Annotated in this window: 15 protein-coding genes; 10 read left to right on the plus strand and 5 right to left on the minus strand. The window is 42.9% G+C overall.

The window, feature by feature from the left end:
- Positions 1 to 65: 65 nt before the first annotated feature.
- Positions 66 to 899 (minus strand): S1 RNA-binding domain-containing protein, encoded by an 834-nt coding sequence (locus R7Q38_RS09115; RefSeq protein WP_239938579.1) that lies wholly within the window; start codon positions 897 to 899, stop codon positions 66 to 68.
- 192 nt (positions 900 to 1091) lie between these two features.
- Between R7Q38_RS09115 and R7Q38_RS09120 the strand changes: the two genes are divergently transcribed.
- Positions 1092 to 2444, plus strand: coding sequence for a hypothetical protein (locus R7Q38_RS09120; RefSeq protein WP_005377421.1), 1353 nt, complete (start codon positions 1092 to 1094; stop codon positions 2442 to 2444).
- 33 nt (positions 2445 to 2477) lie between these two features.
- Here the strand turns inward: R7Q38_RS09120 and R7Q38_RS09125 are convergent, their stop codons facing one another.
- Positions 2478 to 2975, minus strand: coding sequence for a PaaI family thioesterase (locus tag R7Q38_RS09125; protein WP_239938578.1), 498 nt, complete (start codon positions 2973 to 2975; stop codon positions 2478 to 2480).
- A 372-nt stretch (positions 2976 to 3347) separates the two neighbouring features.
- On the opposite strand from R7Q38_RS09125, the gene R7Q38_RS09130 reads away from it, so the two are divergent.
- Both R7Q38_RS09130 and R7Q38_RS09135 read left to right on the plus strand, forming a co-directional pair.
- The gene (locus tag R7Q38_RS09130) at positions 3348 to 4406 is read left to right on the plus strand and encodes a 3-deoxy-7-phosphoheptulonate synthase (RefSeq protein ID WP_005390197.1); all 1059 of its coding nucleotides are present in this window, start codon (positions 3348 to 3350) and stop codon (positions 4404 to 4406) included.
- 21 nt (positions 4407 to 4427) lie between these two features.
- A complete protein-coding gene (locus tag R7Q38_RS09135; protein ID WP_005377415.1) occupies positions 4428 to 4910 on the plus strand; it encodes a YajQ family cyclic di-GMP-binding protein in 483 nt (160 codons plus the stop codon).
- A 102-nt stretch (positions 4911 to 5012) separates the two neighbouring features.
- Here the strand turns inward: R7Q38_RS09135 and R7Q38_RS09140 are convergent, their stop codons facing one another.
- Positions 5013 to 5933, minus strand: coding sequence for a bifunctional precorrin-2 dehydrogenase/sirohydrochlorin ferrochelatase (locus tag R7Q38_RS09140; RefSeq protein WP_033905330.1), 921 nt, complete (start codon positions 5931 to 5933; stop codon positions 5013 to 5015).
- 460 nt (positions 5934 to 6393) lie between these two features.
- On the opposite strand from R7Q38_RS09140, the gene R7Q38_RS09145 reads away from it, so the two are divergent.
- From R7Q38_RS09145 to R7Q38_RS09165, 5 genes are all read left to right on the plus strand, one after another.
- Entirely contained in the window at positions 6394 to 7422 is a 1029-nt protein-coding gene (locus R7Q38_RS09145) for an amino acid ABC transporter substrate-binding protein (protein WP_005377403.1), read from the plus strand.
- 217 nt (positions 7423 to 7639) lie between these two features.
- Positions 7640 to 8845, plus strand: coding sequence for an amino acid ABC transporter permease (locus R7Q38_RS09150; RefSeq protein ID WP_005377402.1), 1206 nt, complete (start codon positions 7640 to 7642; stop codon positions 8843 to 8845).
- Position 8846: 1 nt separating this feature from the next.
- On the plus strand, positions 8847 to 9944 hold the full coding sequence (locus R7Q38_RS09155) for an amino acid ABC transporter permease (RefSeq protein WP_005389988.1): 1098 nt from the start codon (positions 8847 to 8849) through the stop codon (positions 9942 to 9944).
- A gap of 23 nt (positions 9945 to 9967) precedes the next feature.
- Positions 9968 to 10717: an amino acid ABC transporter ATP-binding protein gene (locus R7Q38_RS09160; protein ID WP_005377400.1), complete on the plus strand. Its 750-nt coding sequence runs from the start codon at positions 9968 to 9970 to the stop codon at positions 10715 to 10717.
- Positions 10718 to 10966: 249 nt separating this feature from the next.
- Positions 10967 to 11629 carry a Bax inhibitor-1/YccA family protein gene (locus tag R7Q38_RS09165; protein WP_025766607.1) on the plus strand — a complete coding sequence of 221 codons (663 nt, stop codon included), beginning with the start codon at positions 10967 to 10969 and terminating at the stop codon, positions 11627 to 11629.
- Positions 11630 to 11705: 76 nt separating this feature from the next.
- Here R7Q38_RS09165 and R7Q38_RS09170 read toward each other — a convergent pair whose 3' ends face one another.
- Positions 11706 to 12080: a chromosome partitioning protein ParB gene (locus R7Q38_RS09170; protein ID WP_042523006.1), complete on the minus strand. Its 375-nt coding sequence runs from the start codon at positions 12078 to 12080 to the stop codon at positions 11706 to 11708.
- 408 nt (positions 12081 to 12488) lie between these two features.
- Between R7Q38_RS09170 and R7Q38_RS09175 the strand changes: the two genes are divergently transcribed.
- Positions 12489 to 12818 carry a TusE/DsrC/DsvC family sulfur relay protein gene (locus R7Q38_RS09175; RefSeq protein ID WP_005377396.1) on the plus strand — a complete coding sequence of 110 codons (330 nt, stop codon included), beginning with the start codon at positions 12489 to 12491 and terminating at the stop codon, positions 12816 to 12818.
- Positions 12819 to 12820: 2 nt separating this feature from the next.
- Here R7Q38_RS09175 and yccX read toward each other — a convergent pair whose 3' ends face one another.
- Positions 12821 to 13093, minus strand: a complete 273-nt coding sequence (gene yccX / locus R7Q38_RS09180; protein ID WP_033905335.1) for an acylphosphatase — start codon at positions 13091 to 13093, stop codon at positions 12821 to 12823.
- Positions 13094 to 13183: 90 nt separating this feature from the next.
- Between yccX and R7Q38_RS09185 the strand changes: the two genes are divergently transcribed.
- The gene (locus R7Q38_RS09185; protein ID WP_239938577.1) at positions 13184 to 14587 is read left to right on the plus strand and encodes a methyl-accepting chemotaxis protein; all 1404 of its coding nucleotides are present in this window, start codon (positions 13184 to 13186) and stop codon (positions 14585 to 14587) included.
- Positions 14588 to 14688 lie beyond the last annotated feature (101 nt).

A 14688-nucleotide genomic window follows, 5' to 3' on the forward strand; every position in this document is an offset into this window, starting at 1 on the left:
GGCCCAAAAAAAGGAAAAGTTTGGGCCGTTTTTTTGGCTGTAGATCCGCTATACGTGAGTTTGGACTACGCTAGACGAATACCGTCTTTCTCAATGACAATTTTACCCTGCTTGTATAAGCCACCGATGGTCTTTTTATAAGTCCCTTTACTTGTGCGGAAAGCATCAAAAATCGCTTCAGGAGACGACTTGTCATTCAAAGGCAAAAATCCGCCTTTCTTCTCTAGCAGGTCAAGGATCTTACTAGAAAGATCGTCCATTTTCGCCACACCTACTTTTTGTAGAGCAAGGTCGATTTTACCATCTTCACGAATGTGCTTAATAAAGCCTTTCAGCTTTTTACCGATGTAAAGCTTACCAAAAACATCCGATGGGAAAATCATGCCCCAATGCTTACCGTTAACGATAGCTTTATAACCAAGTTGACTACGCTCTGCGATGATCAAATCAACTTGTTCGTTAACTTCATAATTCGCTGGAGTTTTATCTAACCATTTATTGAACTTAGTCGTACCAACAATGCGACCTGACGCTTTGTCGGTATAAACATACACTAAAATGGTTTGTCCGGCAGAGAAGCGAGTGCGTTGCTCACTAAAAGGAATCAGTAAGTCCTTTTCTTTGATGCCCCAATTTACAAAAGCACCTGTCGCATTCACACTCTCAATCTTCATTAAACCCCACTCACCCACTTGGGCAATTGGTCTTTCAATGGTCGCAGCAAGTTGGCTTTCTGAATCGAAGTACAGAAATACGTCTACATACTCACCAATTTCAGTACCCTCTGGTACATACTTACTAGGTAGTAGAACAGAACCGTAATCATCGCCATCCAGAAATACGCCAAAATCAGCCGTTTTAATGACTTCTAAGCTGTTAATTTGACCAATTTTAATCATTGATTTTGTCTCTTTTTAAATTTACGTGGAATTATACCTAAACTAACAAGAAAATCAGAGAGAAAAGCATAGTGCTCTGTTATGCTGTTGTCGTTCAGCTATATGCCCCAGTCACTCTTTTAGCACTCTTATACTTACCTGCTCAACGGAACGCATAAGTTAAGAATGCTTTAGCAAAGTCAGGAGCTTTCTTTGGTCACCGTCGATAAACAAGACTCAATAACATTAAAAATCAGTCATGCACTCGCAAAGAGCAAAAGTGTCGACCTAGATATTTACTTTTTTATACCTGGTGAGCTTGGTTTAAACGCCGATATCATCAGTGAATCCGAATTTTATTACACCTCAATCACACAGCAACGATCTTATTACAGTACTGAAATCCTTCTTCCGCTAGTACACAGTCGACTTGCCAAACGTGGACGCCTGTCGAATCAGCAATACCGAGTAAGTTTGAGTTTGTTCGCTTACCAATACGTTATCGCGCTAGACAAAGCGGTAGCAAGTTTAAACAAGCATGAGAACAACTCCGTAACGGAAGATGAAGTGGACGAAGTTATCGAGCTCACGCTTGAGATCTTAAAGCGCTTGCGGCGTTCTATTCCTTATGAAGAGAACTTAAAACGCTACTACGTTAACATCGATAACTATCTGTCTTGGTATACCGAGCAAAAGTTCCTGTCACTGGTGGCCCATCTACCACGTGAAGGCGACTATGGCACGATCAAAAAGCGTCTGATCACGCTATGTGAGAAAGAGCAAGCCCATCGTAAACTCAACAAATACAACTCATCAAGAGTCGTTGAAGACGTTACTCGCCTATCTAACAAAATGCGCTTGCTAAGGCGATTGATTGAACACCCTATCGTGCTTCGTGAAGAAACCATATCGATGGGTAACAACATTAAGCGCGCTATCAAAGGTATTGCAACCGGTTTAGTGATGGTTGTCGTGACCTCGACAGTGATTCTCGCTCGCGATTATCTGGGGGAAATTTCTGCCTCATTCATTATCGCGATGTCTTTTATTTACGCTTTACGAGAAATCTTTAAAGATGATTTACGCGATGCCATGTGGCGATGGATCCGTAAAGGCAAGCCAAAATGGCGTAAGAAGTATGTTGATCCAACGACGAAAAAAGTGGTTGGCAAAAAATTGGAGTGGCTCGATTATCGTACCTTAAGTAGCTTGCCGGATAAGATTCAAAGAATACGTAAAAAACGCGTCGTGCAACGTGAAGAGCAGATTCTTCATTATCACGAGAAAACCGAAATGGCGACCTCTCTTTTCTTGAGTGGTTACGAACAAACGAGAGAAACATTGAACATCAGTTTGCGCCCTATCATCCGCTTGATGGATAAAAGCTCAAACCGAGTTTACCGTTTAAATGAAGGTCAAGTAACCAAAGAGTCAGTAGAGAAACGTCATTTGCTCAATGTGATTGTCAAAGAGGACAACCACACCGATGAGCCTGTTTATTACCGCTGGAAAGTGGTCTTAAATCGCTCCAAAATCGTCTCTATCGAGAAGATTGAACTCAATTAAGCCACCACCTTTAAACAAGCGAGCCACAAACCACTAGGCAGCCTCTTTTCTTTGTTGGGCTGCTTTTTTTATCGAAAGAGTAAGCGAGAATTCAGCCATTGGCTCGTCACCATGTAAGTTAGGACACAGCGCGACAATTTTTACGTCACGATTTACTCGTTCACCCGTTGCCAAGGTGTGCTCGAGCATCTCATCAATGACATGACCATCGTTACAAACAAAGTGCACATCGGCTTCCGGGCGCTTTAAAAACTCGGCTTTCACAGCTTTAAATGCCAGCGAGATCGCTTCTCCCTTTTCTTGCGCTTTACTCATAGCAAGAAAACCACCAGCAACATCAGCGCCAACGGCTAAAGCACCGAAATACATGCTATTCAGGTGGTTCTTCGTCCTTCTGCGCAATGGGATACGAACCTCAACATGCTTGCTATCTATCGCAATGATTTTAGGGTGGCAAAGCCAAATCAGCGGCACTTTTGAAAAGCCAAACAGATTTAGATACAAATTCGCACGACGTAGAGCTGATAACATTTTGGTCTCCTTACCAATCTAGTCAGACCAGTTAATCAACGAAAGAAATAGATGTCAAAGAAATGTTAACAAAAGCTCGATCTCACGAGTTATTTAACCTTCAGGAAGTGACGGCGTCACCCGTGAGGTATGAAGTTTATCGCAGTTACTTAGATTACCTTACAGCGAGATAGATAAAATGGTTATAAATTCAAATGTATATATATTGATTTAATGATCAAGTTTTGTCATTTATACATAAGTCATTTAAATGAATACCTACACCTTTGTATACAATTCGGTATTTCCTGGCGAAGATTCCCGTGAAACGGTTTATTCCTGCCTGTAATTCCGTTATCTTTACCCCTTCGCAATAGAGAATAAAGCTATAACATGCCTATAAAAACAGATGAATTGAGAACCCAACCTTTGGGTCCAATGCCTACCCCAGCAGAGCTAGGTAGTGTACATCCTATTACGGATGACGTTGCAGACCGTATCGCTCAATCTCGTCGTCAGATTGAAAACATTTTATCGGGTGAAGACGATCGCCTTCTTGCGATTGTAGGTCCGTGTTCTGTTCACGACACTGAAGCTGCCATTGATTACGCCACTCGCCTGAGTGAAATCCAAGACAAGTACAAAGACGAACTGTTTATCGTGATGCGTACTTACTTTGAAAAGCCTCGTACAGTAGTTGGTTGGAAAGGTTTGATTACGGACCCTAACCTAGATGGTTCTTACGCACTTGAAGCTGGTCTTCATAAAGCTCGTAAACTACTACTGGATATCAACAAGCTTGGTCTTGCGACTGCTACTGAGTTTCTTGATATGATCACTGGCCAATACATCGCGGATTTGATCACTTGGGGCGCGATTGGTGCTCGCACAACGGAATCACAAATTCACCGTGAAATGGCGTCGGCACTATCTTGCCCAGTTGGTTTCAAAAATGGCACAAATGGCAACGTAAAAATTGCAATTGATGCAATTCGCGCATCGAAAGCATCGCATTACTTCTACTCGCCAGATAAGAACGGTCGAATGACGGTTTACCGCACAAGTGGCAACCCTTACGGTCATATTATTCTGCGCGGTGGAGAAAAAGGCCCTAACTTTGATGAAGCATCAGTCAAACAAGCATGTGATGCTTTAGCTGAGTTTGGATTGCCACAACGTTTGGTTGTGGATTTCAGCCATGCAAACTGTCAGAAGCAACACAGAAAACAAATCGACGTAGCTCAAGACATTTGTAACCAAATTAAGTCAGGCAGCACTCGTATTGCGGGTATCATGGCTGAAAGCTTTATTCTTGAAGGCAATCAGCCAATGACTGACATCAATAACCTAACGTATGGTCAGTCTATTACAGATCCATGCCTAGGTTGGGAAGACACTGCTACAATGCTAGATATGCTGGCAAGCGCTGTTAAGTCCCGAAAGTCCCTATAACAAAATAATCAAGGAATCTTCATGCCATCGTTTGATATTGTTTCTGAAATCGATACGGTTGAACTACGTAACGCCGTTGATAACGCTAACCGTGAATTGTCTACTCGTTTCGATTTCCGCAACGTAAATGCGAGCTTTGAGCTAGTAGAAGAAAACGTAAAAATGTCTGCGGAAGGTGACTTCCAACTTAAGCAAATGCGCGACATTTTACGCGGCCACTTAGCGAAGCGTAACATTGACGCGAACGCAATGGATGCACAAGACCCAGACGTTACTGGTAAAAACTGGCACCAAACTCTGCTTTTCCGTCAAGGTATTGATACTCCAACGGCGAAAAAAGTAGTGAAACTTATCAAAGACGCAAAGTTAAAAGTACAAGCTTCTATTCAAGGCGACAAAGTACGTGTTACTGGTAAGAAACGCGACGACCTGCAAGCGACAATGGCAGCGATTCGTGAAGCAGAGATGGGTATCCCATTCCAGTTTAACAACTTCCGTGATTAATCAATCTGAGAAGTAAGTAAAAACGCCAGCGCATAATCCGCTGGCGTTTTTTATTGGCTTTTGTGTAACGAACTACGTATCCACTTTTAGCATTTGGCATTGCTAGATAACCAAGTCCTGCCCTTGCAGCAATACGAATTCGCTCGTTCCTTGTGGTATGAACACGCAAATTCGAAGCTTTTCAGCTTTAGCCTTGGCCAGCATATCCGAAAGCTCAGCAGCGCTCGAGAAAGCTTCTCTTTCTGCATCTCTGCGTATTAGTTCTAACACATTCGCTTCACATCGAGTTGAGTACAGAGCCAGCTCCGCTTGTTGCATATAGCGTACGGCTTTTATTGGCAACATCTCAACATCTTTCCCAACATGTATCCAAGTACAACTTCCCTTTTCATCTAACGGTGTTGCCATGGTCGCTTGGTAAATTGCTTCTAACTCACGATTATCTCGCGCGTTTTCCACCTCGGGATTCGAGAAAAATTGCTCCCAAAACTTGCGGCGTAAATCGACGCTAGGCAGTGCCTCTTTAATTGAGTTTCGCTTTGAGTTAGCAAAATCCGCCATCAACCCCATGTTTTGTGGCAGTATCGATTCAAGCTTTTCACGGATGTTTCGAATTAAAACTGGCGAAGCTCCACCACTAGAGATAGCGATTTGGATGCGGCCACGATTAATCATTGACGGCGTGATGAAATCACAATAAGGCTTATCATCCACAACGTTAACCAAGATGCCTAGCTCTTTGGCATCTTTGTACACTTGGTGATTTAGCTCAGGATTGTCTGTCGTCGCCCACACTTGAACAAAGTTTTTAGTGACAATGTCACTCGAATAGAAACGTTGTACCCAGCGCAGTTGATGCTCAGAAGCAAGCTTAGACAGAAAATCAACCAACGTCGGAGAAACGATAGTCACATCCGCCCCAGCCTTTAGCAACGCTTCCACCTTTCGGCTTGCCACCTCACCGCCACCCACGACGAGAACGGGTTTATTAATTAAATCTAAGAACAGAGGAAAATATCGCATTTCAATCCATGATTACTCTAATTAGCTGTTGTAGACCATGCTACCAAAAATGGGGCAAGCTCATCACCCTGTTTCGGTATCACAAATAATTTTTGTTTGAATTTTTACTGAACTTCACCTTGCTCAGCTAATGACAGTTTTAATAACAACTTTTTATTCTTTTGTATTGTTCACTCTTCTATTGATTGTTCTGATGCACCAAATTGTCCATGAATTGCACTATTTACAAACAATTAACATTTCGTCATTCTAAATCTCAAGGCACTTTGTAAGTTCTCTCAAAACTTCATTTAAATTATATATTTGAGAATTAACAGATCCTTTCCTACGCTTATAACTGGTTGATCTATCGAATGCCGTTTCTTCGAAAATCAATCACGTAGGACGATAACTCTAACGAATTGGACACGTTATTTCAGGTCACTCCTGATTAAACATGGATCATACAGGAAGGATACAAATGGCAAATAAACTCACAGTTCTTGCTTCCGTCGTAGCGGCTTCTACTGCGATGATGGCAACATCAGCTCAAGCAGCAGACACTACTCTGGACAAAGTCACAAAACAAGGTTTTCTTACTTGTGGTGTAAGTACCGGTCTACCTGGTTTCTCTAACCCTAACTCAAAAGGCGAATGGGAAGGTATCGACGTAGAATATTGCCAAGCACTGGCTGCAGCCGTTCTTGGGGATAAAACGAAAGTTAAATATGTACCCCTAACCGCAAAAGAACGTTTCACTGCGCTTCAATCTGGTGAGATTGATGTGCTTTCCCGTAACACGACCTGGACTCTCCACCGTGACACTGCACTGGGCCTAAACTTCGTAGGTGTGAACTACTACGACGGTCAAGGTTTTATGGTGAAGAAGGAACTTGGTATATCAAGTGCTAAAGAGCTTGATGGTGCGTCGGTATGTGTTCAATCAGGTACAACAACCGAGCTAAACCTTGCAGATTATTTCCGCAACCAAGGCATGGCGTACAAACCTGTGGTATTCGACACAGCGGCGCAAACTTCGAAAGGTTTTGATGCGGGACGCTGTGACGTATTAACAACTGACCAATCTGGCCTTTATGCACTGCGTTTGAATTTGAAAGATCCGTCCTCTGCGGCCGTTCTTCCAGAAATCATCTCTAAAGAGCCACTAGGTCCAGTCGTTCGTCAAGGCGATGATCAATGGTTTAACATCGCTAAGTGGACATTGTCTGCGATGATTAACGCTGAAGAATACGGTATTAGTTCGAAGAATGCGGATGAAATGCTGAAGTCAACAGATCCAAACATCAAACGTATCCTTGGTGTTGATGGCCCTAAAGGCAAAGGGTTGGGTATCCGCGACGATTGGGGCTACCAGGTTATCAAACAAGTTGGTAACTATGGTGAAAGCTTCGAACGTACAGTCGGTACTGGTTCGCCGTTAGAAATCTCTCGTGGCGTTAATGCGCTATGGAATGCAGGCGGCTTTATGTACGCGCCACCAATCCGATAGAAAGAGTTAATCAGGGCGGTTCATGCCGCCCTTTTTCTTGATTATATCTCACTGTATGAGTAAGGATCGCTCATTGGATGGCGAAAAGCGCTCGCTTGGTGGAACGGCTTTAAAGGTTCGTACGTCACCAGACATGGAGCGTTATTCTTTAGCCAGCAAGGACGAAACTTCTTTATACAGGCCGATATCTATAACTAAGGTTTGAGGTTATCGCTGTATGAAACCGACACAAGATGCATCGCCAAGTACGATGTCCAAACCAAGCGGAAGCAAGAGCCTGATTTATAATCCTGCCTTTCGTTCTGCTATTTTCCAGATCATTGCCATTGCTGCACTGGTATTTTTCTTTTACACGATTGTAAACAACGCTCTCAATAACTTAGATGCTCGTGGTATTGCAACGGGCTTCGGTTTTCTGAATCAAGAAGCCGGGTTTGGTATTGGGTTAACACTAATTGAATACGATGAAACGTACTCTTACGGTAGAACATTTATCATCGGCCTTCTTAATACGGCGTTAGTCTCCGTATTAGGTATTATTCTGGCTACTGTGATTGGCTTTACCATGGGGGTTGCCCGCCTTTCTTCTAACTGGTTAGTTAGTCGTTTAGCGGCAGTTTATATCGAAACTTTCCGAAATATCCCCCTTCTTCTGCAAATATTCTTCTGGTATTTCGCTGTTCTTCAAGCATTACCCTCACCACGCCAAAGCTTAAGTCTTGGTGAAGCTATTTTCCTGAACGTTCGTGGCTTATATTTCCCTGCACCGACTATGGAACCCGGCAGTAGCTACGTTATTGCCGCGTTAATCTTCGGGGTAATCGCAAGCTTATTAATTAATGTATGGGCGAATAATAAGCAACGTCTCACTGGGCAACAAACCCCAATGGGAAGAATAGTTTTGGGTTTAGTTGTTGGCCTTCCATTGGTTGTGTACTTCCTTGCTGGTATGCCAATTTCACTGAATTATCCTGAACTAAAAGGGTTTAACTTCCGAGGTGGTATTAGCATTATTCCTGAATTGGCTGCGCTACTTTTGGCATTGAGTGTTTATACAGCTTCTTTCATTGCTGAGATTGTTCGCTCTGGTATTAATGCGGTTAGTCATGGTCAAACCGAAGCAGCGATGTCGCTAGGCTTACCACGCTCGAAAACTTTAAAGCTTGTTGTCATTCCTCAAGCGTTACGAATTATTATTCCACCTTTAACCAGTCAATATCTCAACCTCACCAAAAACTCATCGTTAGCGATGGCGATTGGTTACCCAGATCTTGTCTCTGTGTTTGCTGGTACTACCCTGAACCAAACGGGACAAGCGATTGAGATCATTGCGATGACGATGGGCGTGTACTTGACATTAAGTCTGATTACGTCTGCATTAATGAACTTGTATAACCGTAAAGTCGCGCTGGTGGAGAGATAATATGAGTACTCATCAATTTCAACCGGATCTCCCACCACCCGCCAATACTGTAGGCTTCGTTGGTTGGATGCGGAAAAATCTATTTAATGGCCCTATCAATTCCATTGTTACTGTCATTCTTGCGTATATTGTCGTAACTGCAATATGGTATATCGTGGATTGGGCGTTTATTAACGCAGACTGGATTGGCTCAACGCGTGACGACTGTAGCCGAGATGGTGCTTGCTGGGTATTTATCAGCGTGCGCTGGGAGCAGTTCATGTATGGTTTTTATCCAGAGTCCGAACTATGGCGCCCTCGCCTTTTCTATATCACATTAGCCATATTTACCGTTTTACTCGCGTATGAGAAGACACCGAAACGGATGTGGATTTGGCTTTTCTTCGTAAACATCTATCCATTCATCATCGCTGGGCTGTTATACGGGGGTGTCTTTGGACTAGAAGTGGTCGATACACACAAATGGGGTGGATTACTCGTTACGCTCATTATTGCGTTAGTTGGTATCGTAGTTTCACTGCCAATTGGTGTGGTGCTTGCGCTTGGTAGACGTTCAGAGATGCCGATCATTCGCAGCATTTGTACCGTCTACATTGAAGTTTGGCGTGGCGTTCCGCTTATTACGGTTTTGTTCATGGCTTCGGTTATGCTTCCATTGTTTATGTCTGAAGGTTCAGAGACAGATAAACTGATTCGCGCCCTTATCGGTGTGGTTATGTTTGCCTCCGCTTACATGGCAGAAGTGGTACGCGGTGGTCTACAAGCCATTCCGAAAGGTCAATATGAAGCCGCTGATGCGCTTGGGTTAAGTTACTGGAAAAAGACTGGGCTTATTATCTTGCCACAGGCGCTAAAGATTACTATTCCTTCTATCGTGAACACCTTTATCGGTTTGTTTAAAGACACCAGTTTAGTACTCATCATTGGCATGTTTGACGTACTCGGTATAGGACAAGCAGCAAATACCGACCCTGAATGGTTAGGTTTTGCTACTGAAAGTTATGTATTTGTCGCGTTAGTGTTTTGGGTATTTTGTTTTGGCATGTCACGCTATTCGATATGGCTTGAAAACAAACTTCATACCGGTCACAAACGATAACTCATCAAGATCAAGGACGTATTATGACGCAACAACAAGATTACATGATCCAATTGAAGGACATGAATAAATGGTATGGTGAGTTTCACGTACTAAAAAATATTAACCTCGACGTTAAGCGCGGCGAGAAAATCGTTATCTGTGGCCCATCTGGGTCGGGAAAATCAACGATGATTCGCTGTATTAACCGCCTTGAAGAACACCAAGCAGGCAGCATTTACGTCTCTGGTACGGAATTAACTGAAGACTTAAAGAACATTGAAGCAGTACGCCGAGAAGTGGGCATGTGCTTTCAACACTTTAATCTCTTCCCTCATTTAACCGTACTGGAAAACTGTACGCTCGCGCCTATCTGGGTGAAGAAGATGCCAAAAGATGAGGCAGAAGCAGTTGCGATGAAATATCTGGAACGTGTAAAAATTCCAGACCAAGCGGAGAAGTATCCCGGTCAGCTGTCTGGTGGCCAGCAACAACGTGTGGCGATTGCTCGCTCTTTGTGTATGAACCCTAAAGTCATGCTTTTTGATGAGCCAACATCTGCACTCGACCCGGAAATGGTTCGCGAAGTACTGGATGTAATGGTCGAACTCGCCGAGGAAGGCATGACTATGCTATGTGTGACACATGAAATGGGCTTTGCTAAAGAGGTTGCCGATCGCGTGATATTCATGGACGCAGGAGAGATCATCGAAGAAAACAACCCGGTCGACTTCTTTGAGAATCCTCAATCGGATAGGACCCAAAACTTCCTAGCGCAAATCTTACACCACTAAGATTTAGCCGAATCGACATAAAAAAGCACTGGTTTCTATGAAGCCAGTGCTTTTTGTTACTAAATTCAAAAATCTGTGTAAGAATCAATATAGCTATGCTAGTCAGTAATATTGTGTTACAAGTTGCCAAATACATAACATCTTATTTCTATTATTATTTTATCTAAGTTACGTATGGTTAGGGCTTGATTTTTTGAACTTTCAATCCCATAAATGTACTTAAAAGAAAGTCTCTTATCGAGGAAGATTATGAACAGTCCAATGTTTACCCGCACTTCAACTCAAGAAAGTGCTCTACAAACGAACAAAGTATTGCGTAATACTTACGCTCTACTTTCAATGACACTTTTATGGTCGGCAGTCGTTGCTGGCGTTGCAATGGCATTTAACCTTCCACATCCAGGTATCATCCTAATGCTGGTTGGTTTCTACGGCCTATTATTCTTAACAGAGAAAAACCGTAACAACAGTCTTGGCCTTGTGTTTACGTTCCTATTTACTGGCTTCTTAGGTTACACCGTTGGCCCTATTCTAAACATGTACATAGGTGCAGGCATGGGCGATATCGTATTAACCGCACTCGGTGGTACGGCACTATCTTTCATGGCAGCATCGGCATACGCACTAACAACGAAACGTGACCTATCGATGATGGGTGGCTTAATGCTATCACTATTTGTTGTGCTGGTTGTGGGCATGATTGCAAGCTTCTTTATTCAATCAACCCTTTTACACTTGGCGTTGAGCAGCTTGTTTATCATTTTCTCTACTATGGCGATCCTGATGACAACACAAAGCATTATTCGTGGCGGTGAAACAAACTACATCTCTGCGACAGTAACTTTGTATGTATCAATCTACAACATCTTCATCAGCCTACTAAGCATTCTAGGCATCATGAACGACGATTAATCGTTTCTCGTTAAGTAGAATCAAAAAGCCCGAAGGTAATTCCTTCGGGCTTTTTCTTTGCAAGTAATTCAGTTTGTTACGCTTGGTCTACCGCCAACTCGATAACTTCGTCAGCTTCTGGGTTTTCTCTAAAGCGTCTCACTTTAATCGTTTCCTCTCCTAACATGATTTGCTTGGCGATTCGGTGCATACCGTCAAAAACACGATAGTCACTGGTTAAGATTACCGGATACGACAAATCAGCATTGTTGATTCGTTGGCAATGTTTTGCAATTTCACGGCAGGTTGGCTGTGGCCCTTCATGACTAAACCAAGTCACTTCATTTGGGCCTTTTATATCAGCAATCGCAATTTCTTCTACAGGTAAGGATTCTGCAAGTTGCCAAATTCGCTCGATGGACCAAGTGGATTTTACATTGTCATTAATCTCAATGTAACGTTGTTTCGACATGACTAACTCCTTGTCATCATTGTTGTTTCTAACCTGAATACAGGCTTTCATTAATCCAATGAGAATATCGGTCTATGAAAACAAACACAACGTTGTCAGCTATTCATTCACCCATAAAATCCCATAATCAGACAAGTAGCCAAGAAAAAACCAAAACAAAAATGAATAAGCCTGGATATCCATGCAATTTCGTTGGTACTCACCCCGTAAAATTTCTAACAAACTGAATAGTTTCCTATTTATTTGAATAAAAGAGCATTTCTATCAAAGTGCCTAGCTCAGTCAAAAACACTCACCATTTTGTACGCTTTTGATTCGCTCGATACGACTTCGAGATTCTTTTGTTGAGAACATTCTCGGCTGTCGCTAATCTATAAACATCCATGTTTACTTAACGGATAAAACGTTATGTTCGTTTACAACGGCAAAGAAATTGAAACGGATGCTCAAGGCTACTTATTGGATCATACTCAATGGGAAGAAGGTATGATTGAGCTTTTAGCAAAAGAAGAAGACATCGAGCTTACGGATGCTCATTTGGAAGTTGTGCATTTTGTGCGAGACTTTTATGAAGAGTTTAATACCTCCCCTGCAGTGCGTATGCTTGTGAAAGCGATGGAAAAAGCGCACGGCCCAGAAAAAGGTAATAGTAAGTATCTATTCAAGCTGTTTAAAAAGGGGCCAGCCAAACAAGCAACCAAATTAGCCGGCCTACCAAAGCCAGCTAAATGCTTGTAGATTCATAAAATTTTAAAACCGCGTAACGGCTTATACGACGCAGGCTCCTGCATCACATGCTCTACTGTTGCCGTTCGCGGTCCTTCTTGTAACCATTTCGAAAACGCAACTATTTGCGCGTCTGTTCCACACGCCATCACTTCAACATCACCATTGTTTAGGTTCTTCGCATAACCTGTTAACCCTAGCTTCAATCCTTGATGGGAAGTATGGTAACGAAAGCCCACGCCTTGAACATGACCTTTTACTATAAATCTCTCACACTTTACGTTCATCTTTGTACCGCTTCTTTTTACTGAGTGATATATTCTTTTCGTCTATTCACCCCACTAAGGATAGTGGGTTTTTGCACGGTTATTATAATTATGAAAGAAATTCCATTCCGCTGGATTGATAAGTATCTCATTCACTTAAAGATTCAAGAAAAGTTCTATTTGCTCTTCGTTCTCCCTCTTCTTGCTTTAGTCATTCTCACTCTCGTCCTTAATAGCGCGGCTAATACACTGATCTCAAGTATGTACCAAGAAGAGCTCATGCTTATGAAAGGTCTGATAGAGGCAGGCAACCTTTCTCAATCTCAAGTAGCAAGCCTAATCGCTGGTTCAGAAACCGTTTCTATTGGCTCTGGTTCGCAATCCGTGTCTGTTTTAAATGGTACGTACAGTTTGGTTGCGAACCATGAACTTTCTTTATGGGCTGCCCTATCAACGACTCAAGTAAGCATTATCTGTGTGAGCTTGTTTATTCTCGCTCTTGGCGTTTACTACATCATGACGTTTATTGGCGGCGCGATGTTCACGATGAACAAAGCATTAAACACCCTTGCGGGTGGCGACTTAACTGCGAGAATGAACTTCTTCCCTGTTCGCGACGAGTTTAGTGAAATTGCTATTACGATAGACAAAGTTGCAGAACGAGAGCAACAAATGGTGCTGTCGATTCAAGAGTCTGTGGCGTTAATGCAACAAATTAGCTCAGACCTGAATCAATCGATTCATCACAGTTCAGATATTTCAGCGACTCAGCAGGAACACCTCAACTCTCTTGCGAGTGCAACTGAACAGATGGCATCAACGATTCGAGAAGTCGCGACACTAGCTCACGATTCAAGCACGCAAACCGATGATGCACGTAACGTGGCTCAGTCTGGACAAGTGAAAGTTGAGAATACGCTTCACTCGATTTCGAACCTTTCTAATGAGATTCAATCTGCGTCTCAAGCCGTTGCCGAGTTAGATGCCGATGCAGCACAAATTGATGAAGTCGTGACAACCATCAATGGGATCTCCGAGCAAACCAACCTACTTGCTCTGAACGCGGCTATTGAAGCTGCACGTGCTGGAGAACAAGGTCGTGGATTTGCGGTCGTTGCGGATGAGGTTCGCGCTCTTGCGGGACGCACTCAGCAAGCGACAGTTGAAATCCAAACGATGATTGAATCGTTACAGCGTAACAGCCAATCACTTACTAAGCTGATGGAAGTTACAGTTAATAATGCAAATGAGGGACAAAACCTCATGACGGAAGTGAATCACGAAATCGGCTCTTTGGCAGATAAAAATCAAACTATCTCCGACAGTAGCATTCAAATTGCAACAGCAGCTGAAGAGCAAGGTGTAGTCGCGGACAATATCGCCTCAAGCGTTGAAGAAATTCGAGTTCAAGCAGATAACGTGTGCAATATGATAAGCACGACTTCACAAAACGTTGATCAACTGCGTAAGCAAAGCGACACAATGGAAGCACTACTTACTGGACTTAAAGCATAGCAACGGAATCTGTTACAGCAAATTCAAGTAAATTACCACCTTCTAAAGAAGGTGGCTTTGTGTGAGCCCCCTAAAAGGGGGCCTTTGTTTAGTCCAGCGCC

The organism is Vibrio sp. Vb0598 (genome assembly GCF_033338935.1).
In the GTDB taxonomy this organism is placed as follows: Bacteria; Pseudomonadota; Gammaproteobacteria; order Enterobacterales; family Vibrionaceae; genus Vibrio; species Vibrio alginolyticus.

Bases quoted from the DNA above. Each gene is read 5' to 3' on its own strand.
- R7Q38_RS09115 (WP_239938579.1), bottom strand. From the start codon at position 899: ATGATTAAAATTGGTCAAATTAACAGCTTAGAAGTCATTAAAACGGCT.
- R7Q38_RS09125 (WP_239938578.1), bottom strand. From the start codon at position 2,975: ATGTTATCAGCTCTACGTCGTGCGAATTTGTATCTAAATCTGTTTGGC.
- R7Q38_RS09130 (WP_005390197.1), top strand. From the start codon at position 3,348: ATGCCTATAAAAACAGATGAATTGAGAACCCAACCTTTGGGTCCAATG.
- R7Q38_RS09135 (WP_005377415.1), top strand. From the start codon at position 4,428: ATGCCATCGTTTGATATTGTTTCTGAAATCGATACGGTTGAACTACGT.
- R7Q38_RS09140 (WP_033905330.1), bottom strand. From the start codon at position 5,933: ATGCGATATTTTCCTCTGTTCTTAGATTTAATTAATAAACCCGTTCTC.
- R7Q38_RS09145 (WP_005377403.1), top strand. From the start codon at position 6,394: ATGGCAAATAAACTCACAGTTCTTGCTTCCGTCGTAGCGGCTTCTACT.
- R7Q38_RS09150 (WP_005377402.1), top strand. From the start codon at position 7,640: ATGAAACCGACACAAGATGCATCGCCAAGTACGATGTCCAAACCAAGC.
- R7Q38_RS09155 (WP_005389988.1), top strand. From the start codon at position 8,847: ATGAGTACTCATCAATTTCAACCGGATCTCCCACCACCCGCCAATACT.
- R7Q38_RS09160 (WP_005377400.1), top strand. From the start codon at position 9,968: ATGACGCAACAACAAGATTACATGATCCAATTGAAGGACATGAATAAA.
- R7Q38_RS09165 (WP_025766607.1), top strand. From the start codon at position 10,967: ATGAACAGTCCAATGTTTACCCGCACTTCAACTCAAGAAAGTGCTCTA.
- R7Q38_RS09170 (WP_042523006.1), bottom strand. From the start codon at position 12,080: ATGTCGAAACAACGTTACATTGAGATTAATGACAATGTAAAATCCACT.
- R7Q38_RS09175 (WP_005377396.1), top strand. From the start codon at position 12,489: ATGTTCGTTTACAACGGCAAAGAAATTGAAACGGATGCTCAAGGCTAC.
- yccX (WP_033905335.1), bottom strand. From the start codon at position 13,093: ATGAACGTAAAGTGTGAGAGATTTATAGTAAAAGGTCATGTTCAAGGC.
- R7Q38_RS09185 (WP_239938577.1), top strand. From the start codon at position 13,184: ATGAAAGAAATTCCATTCCGCTGGATTGATAAGTATCTCATTCACTTA.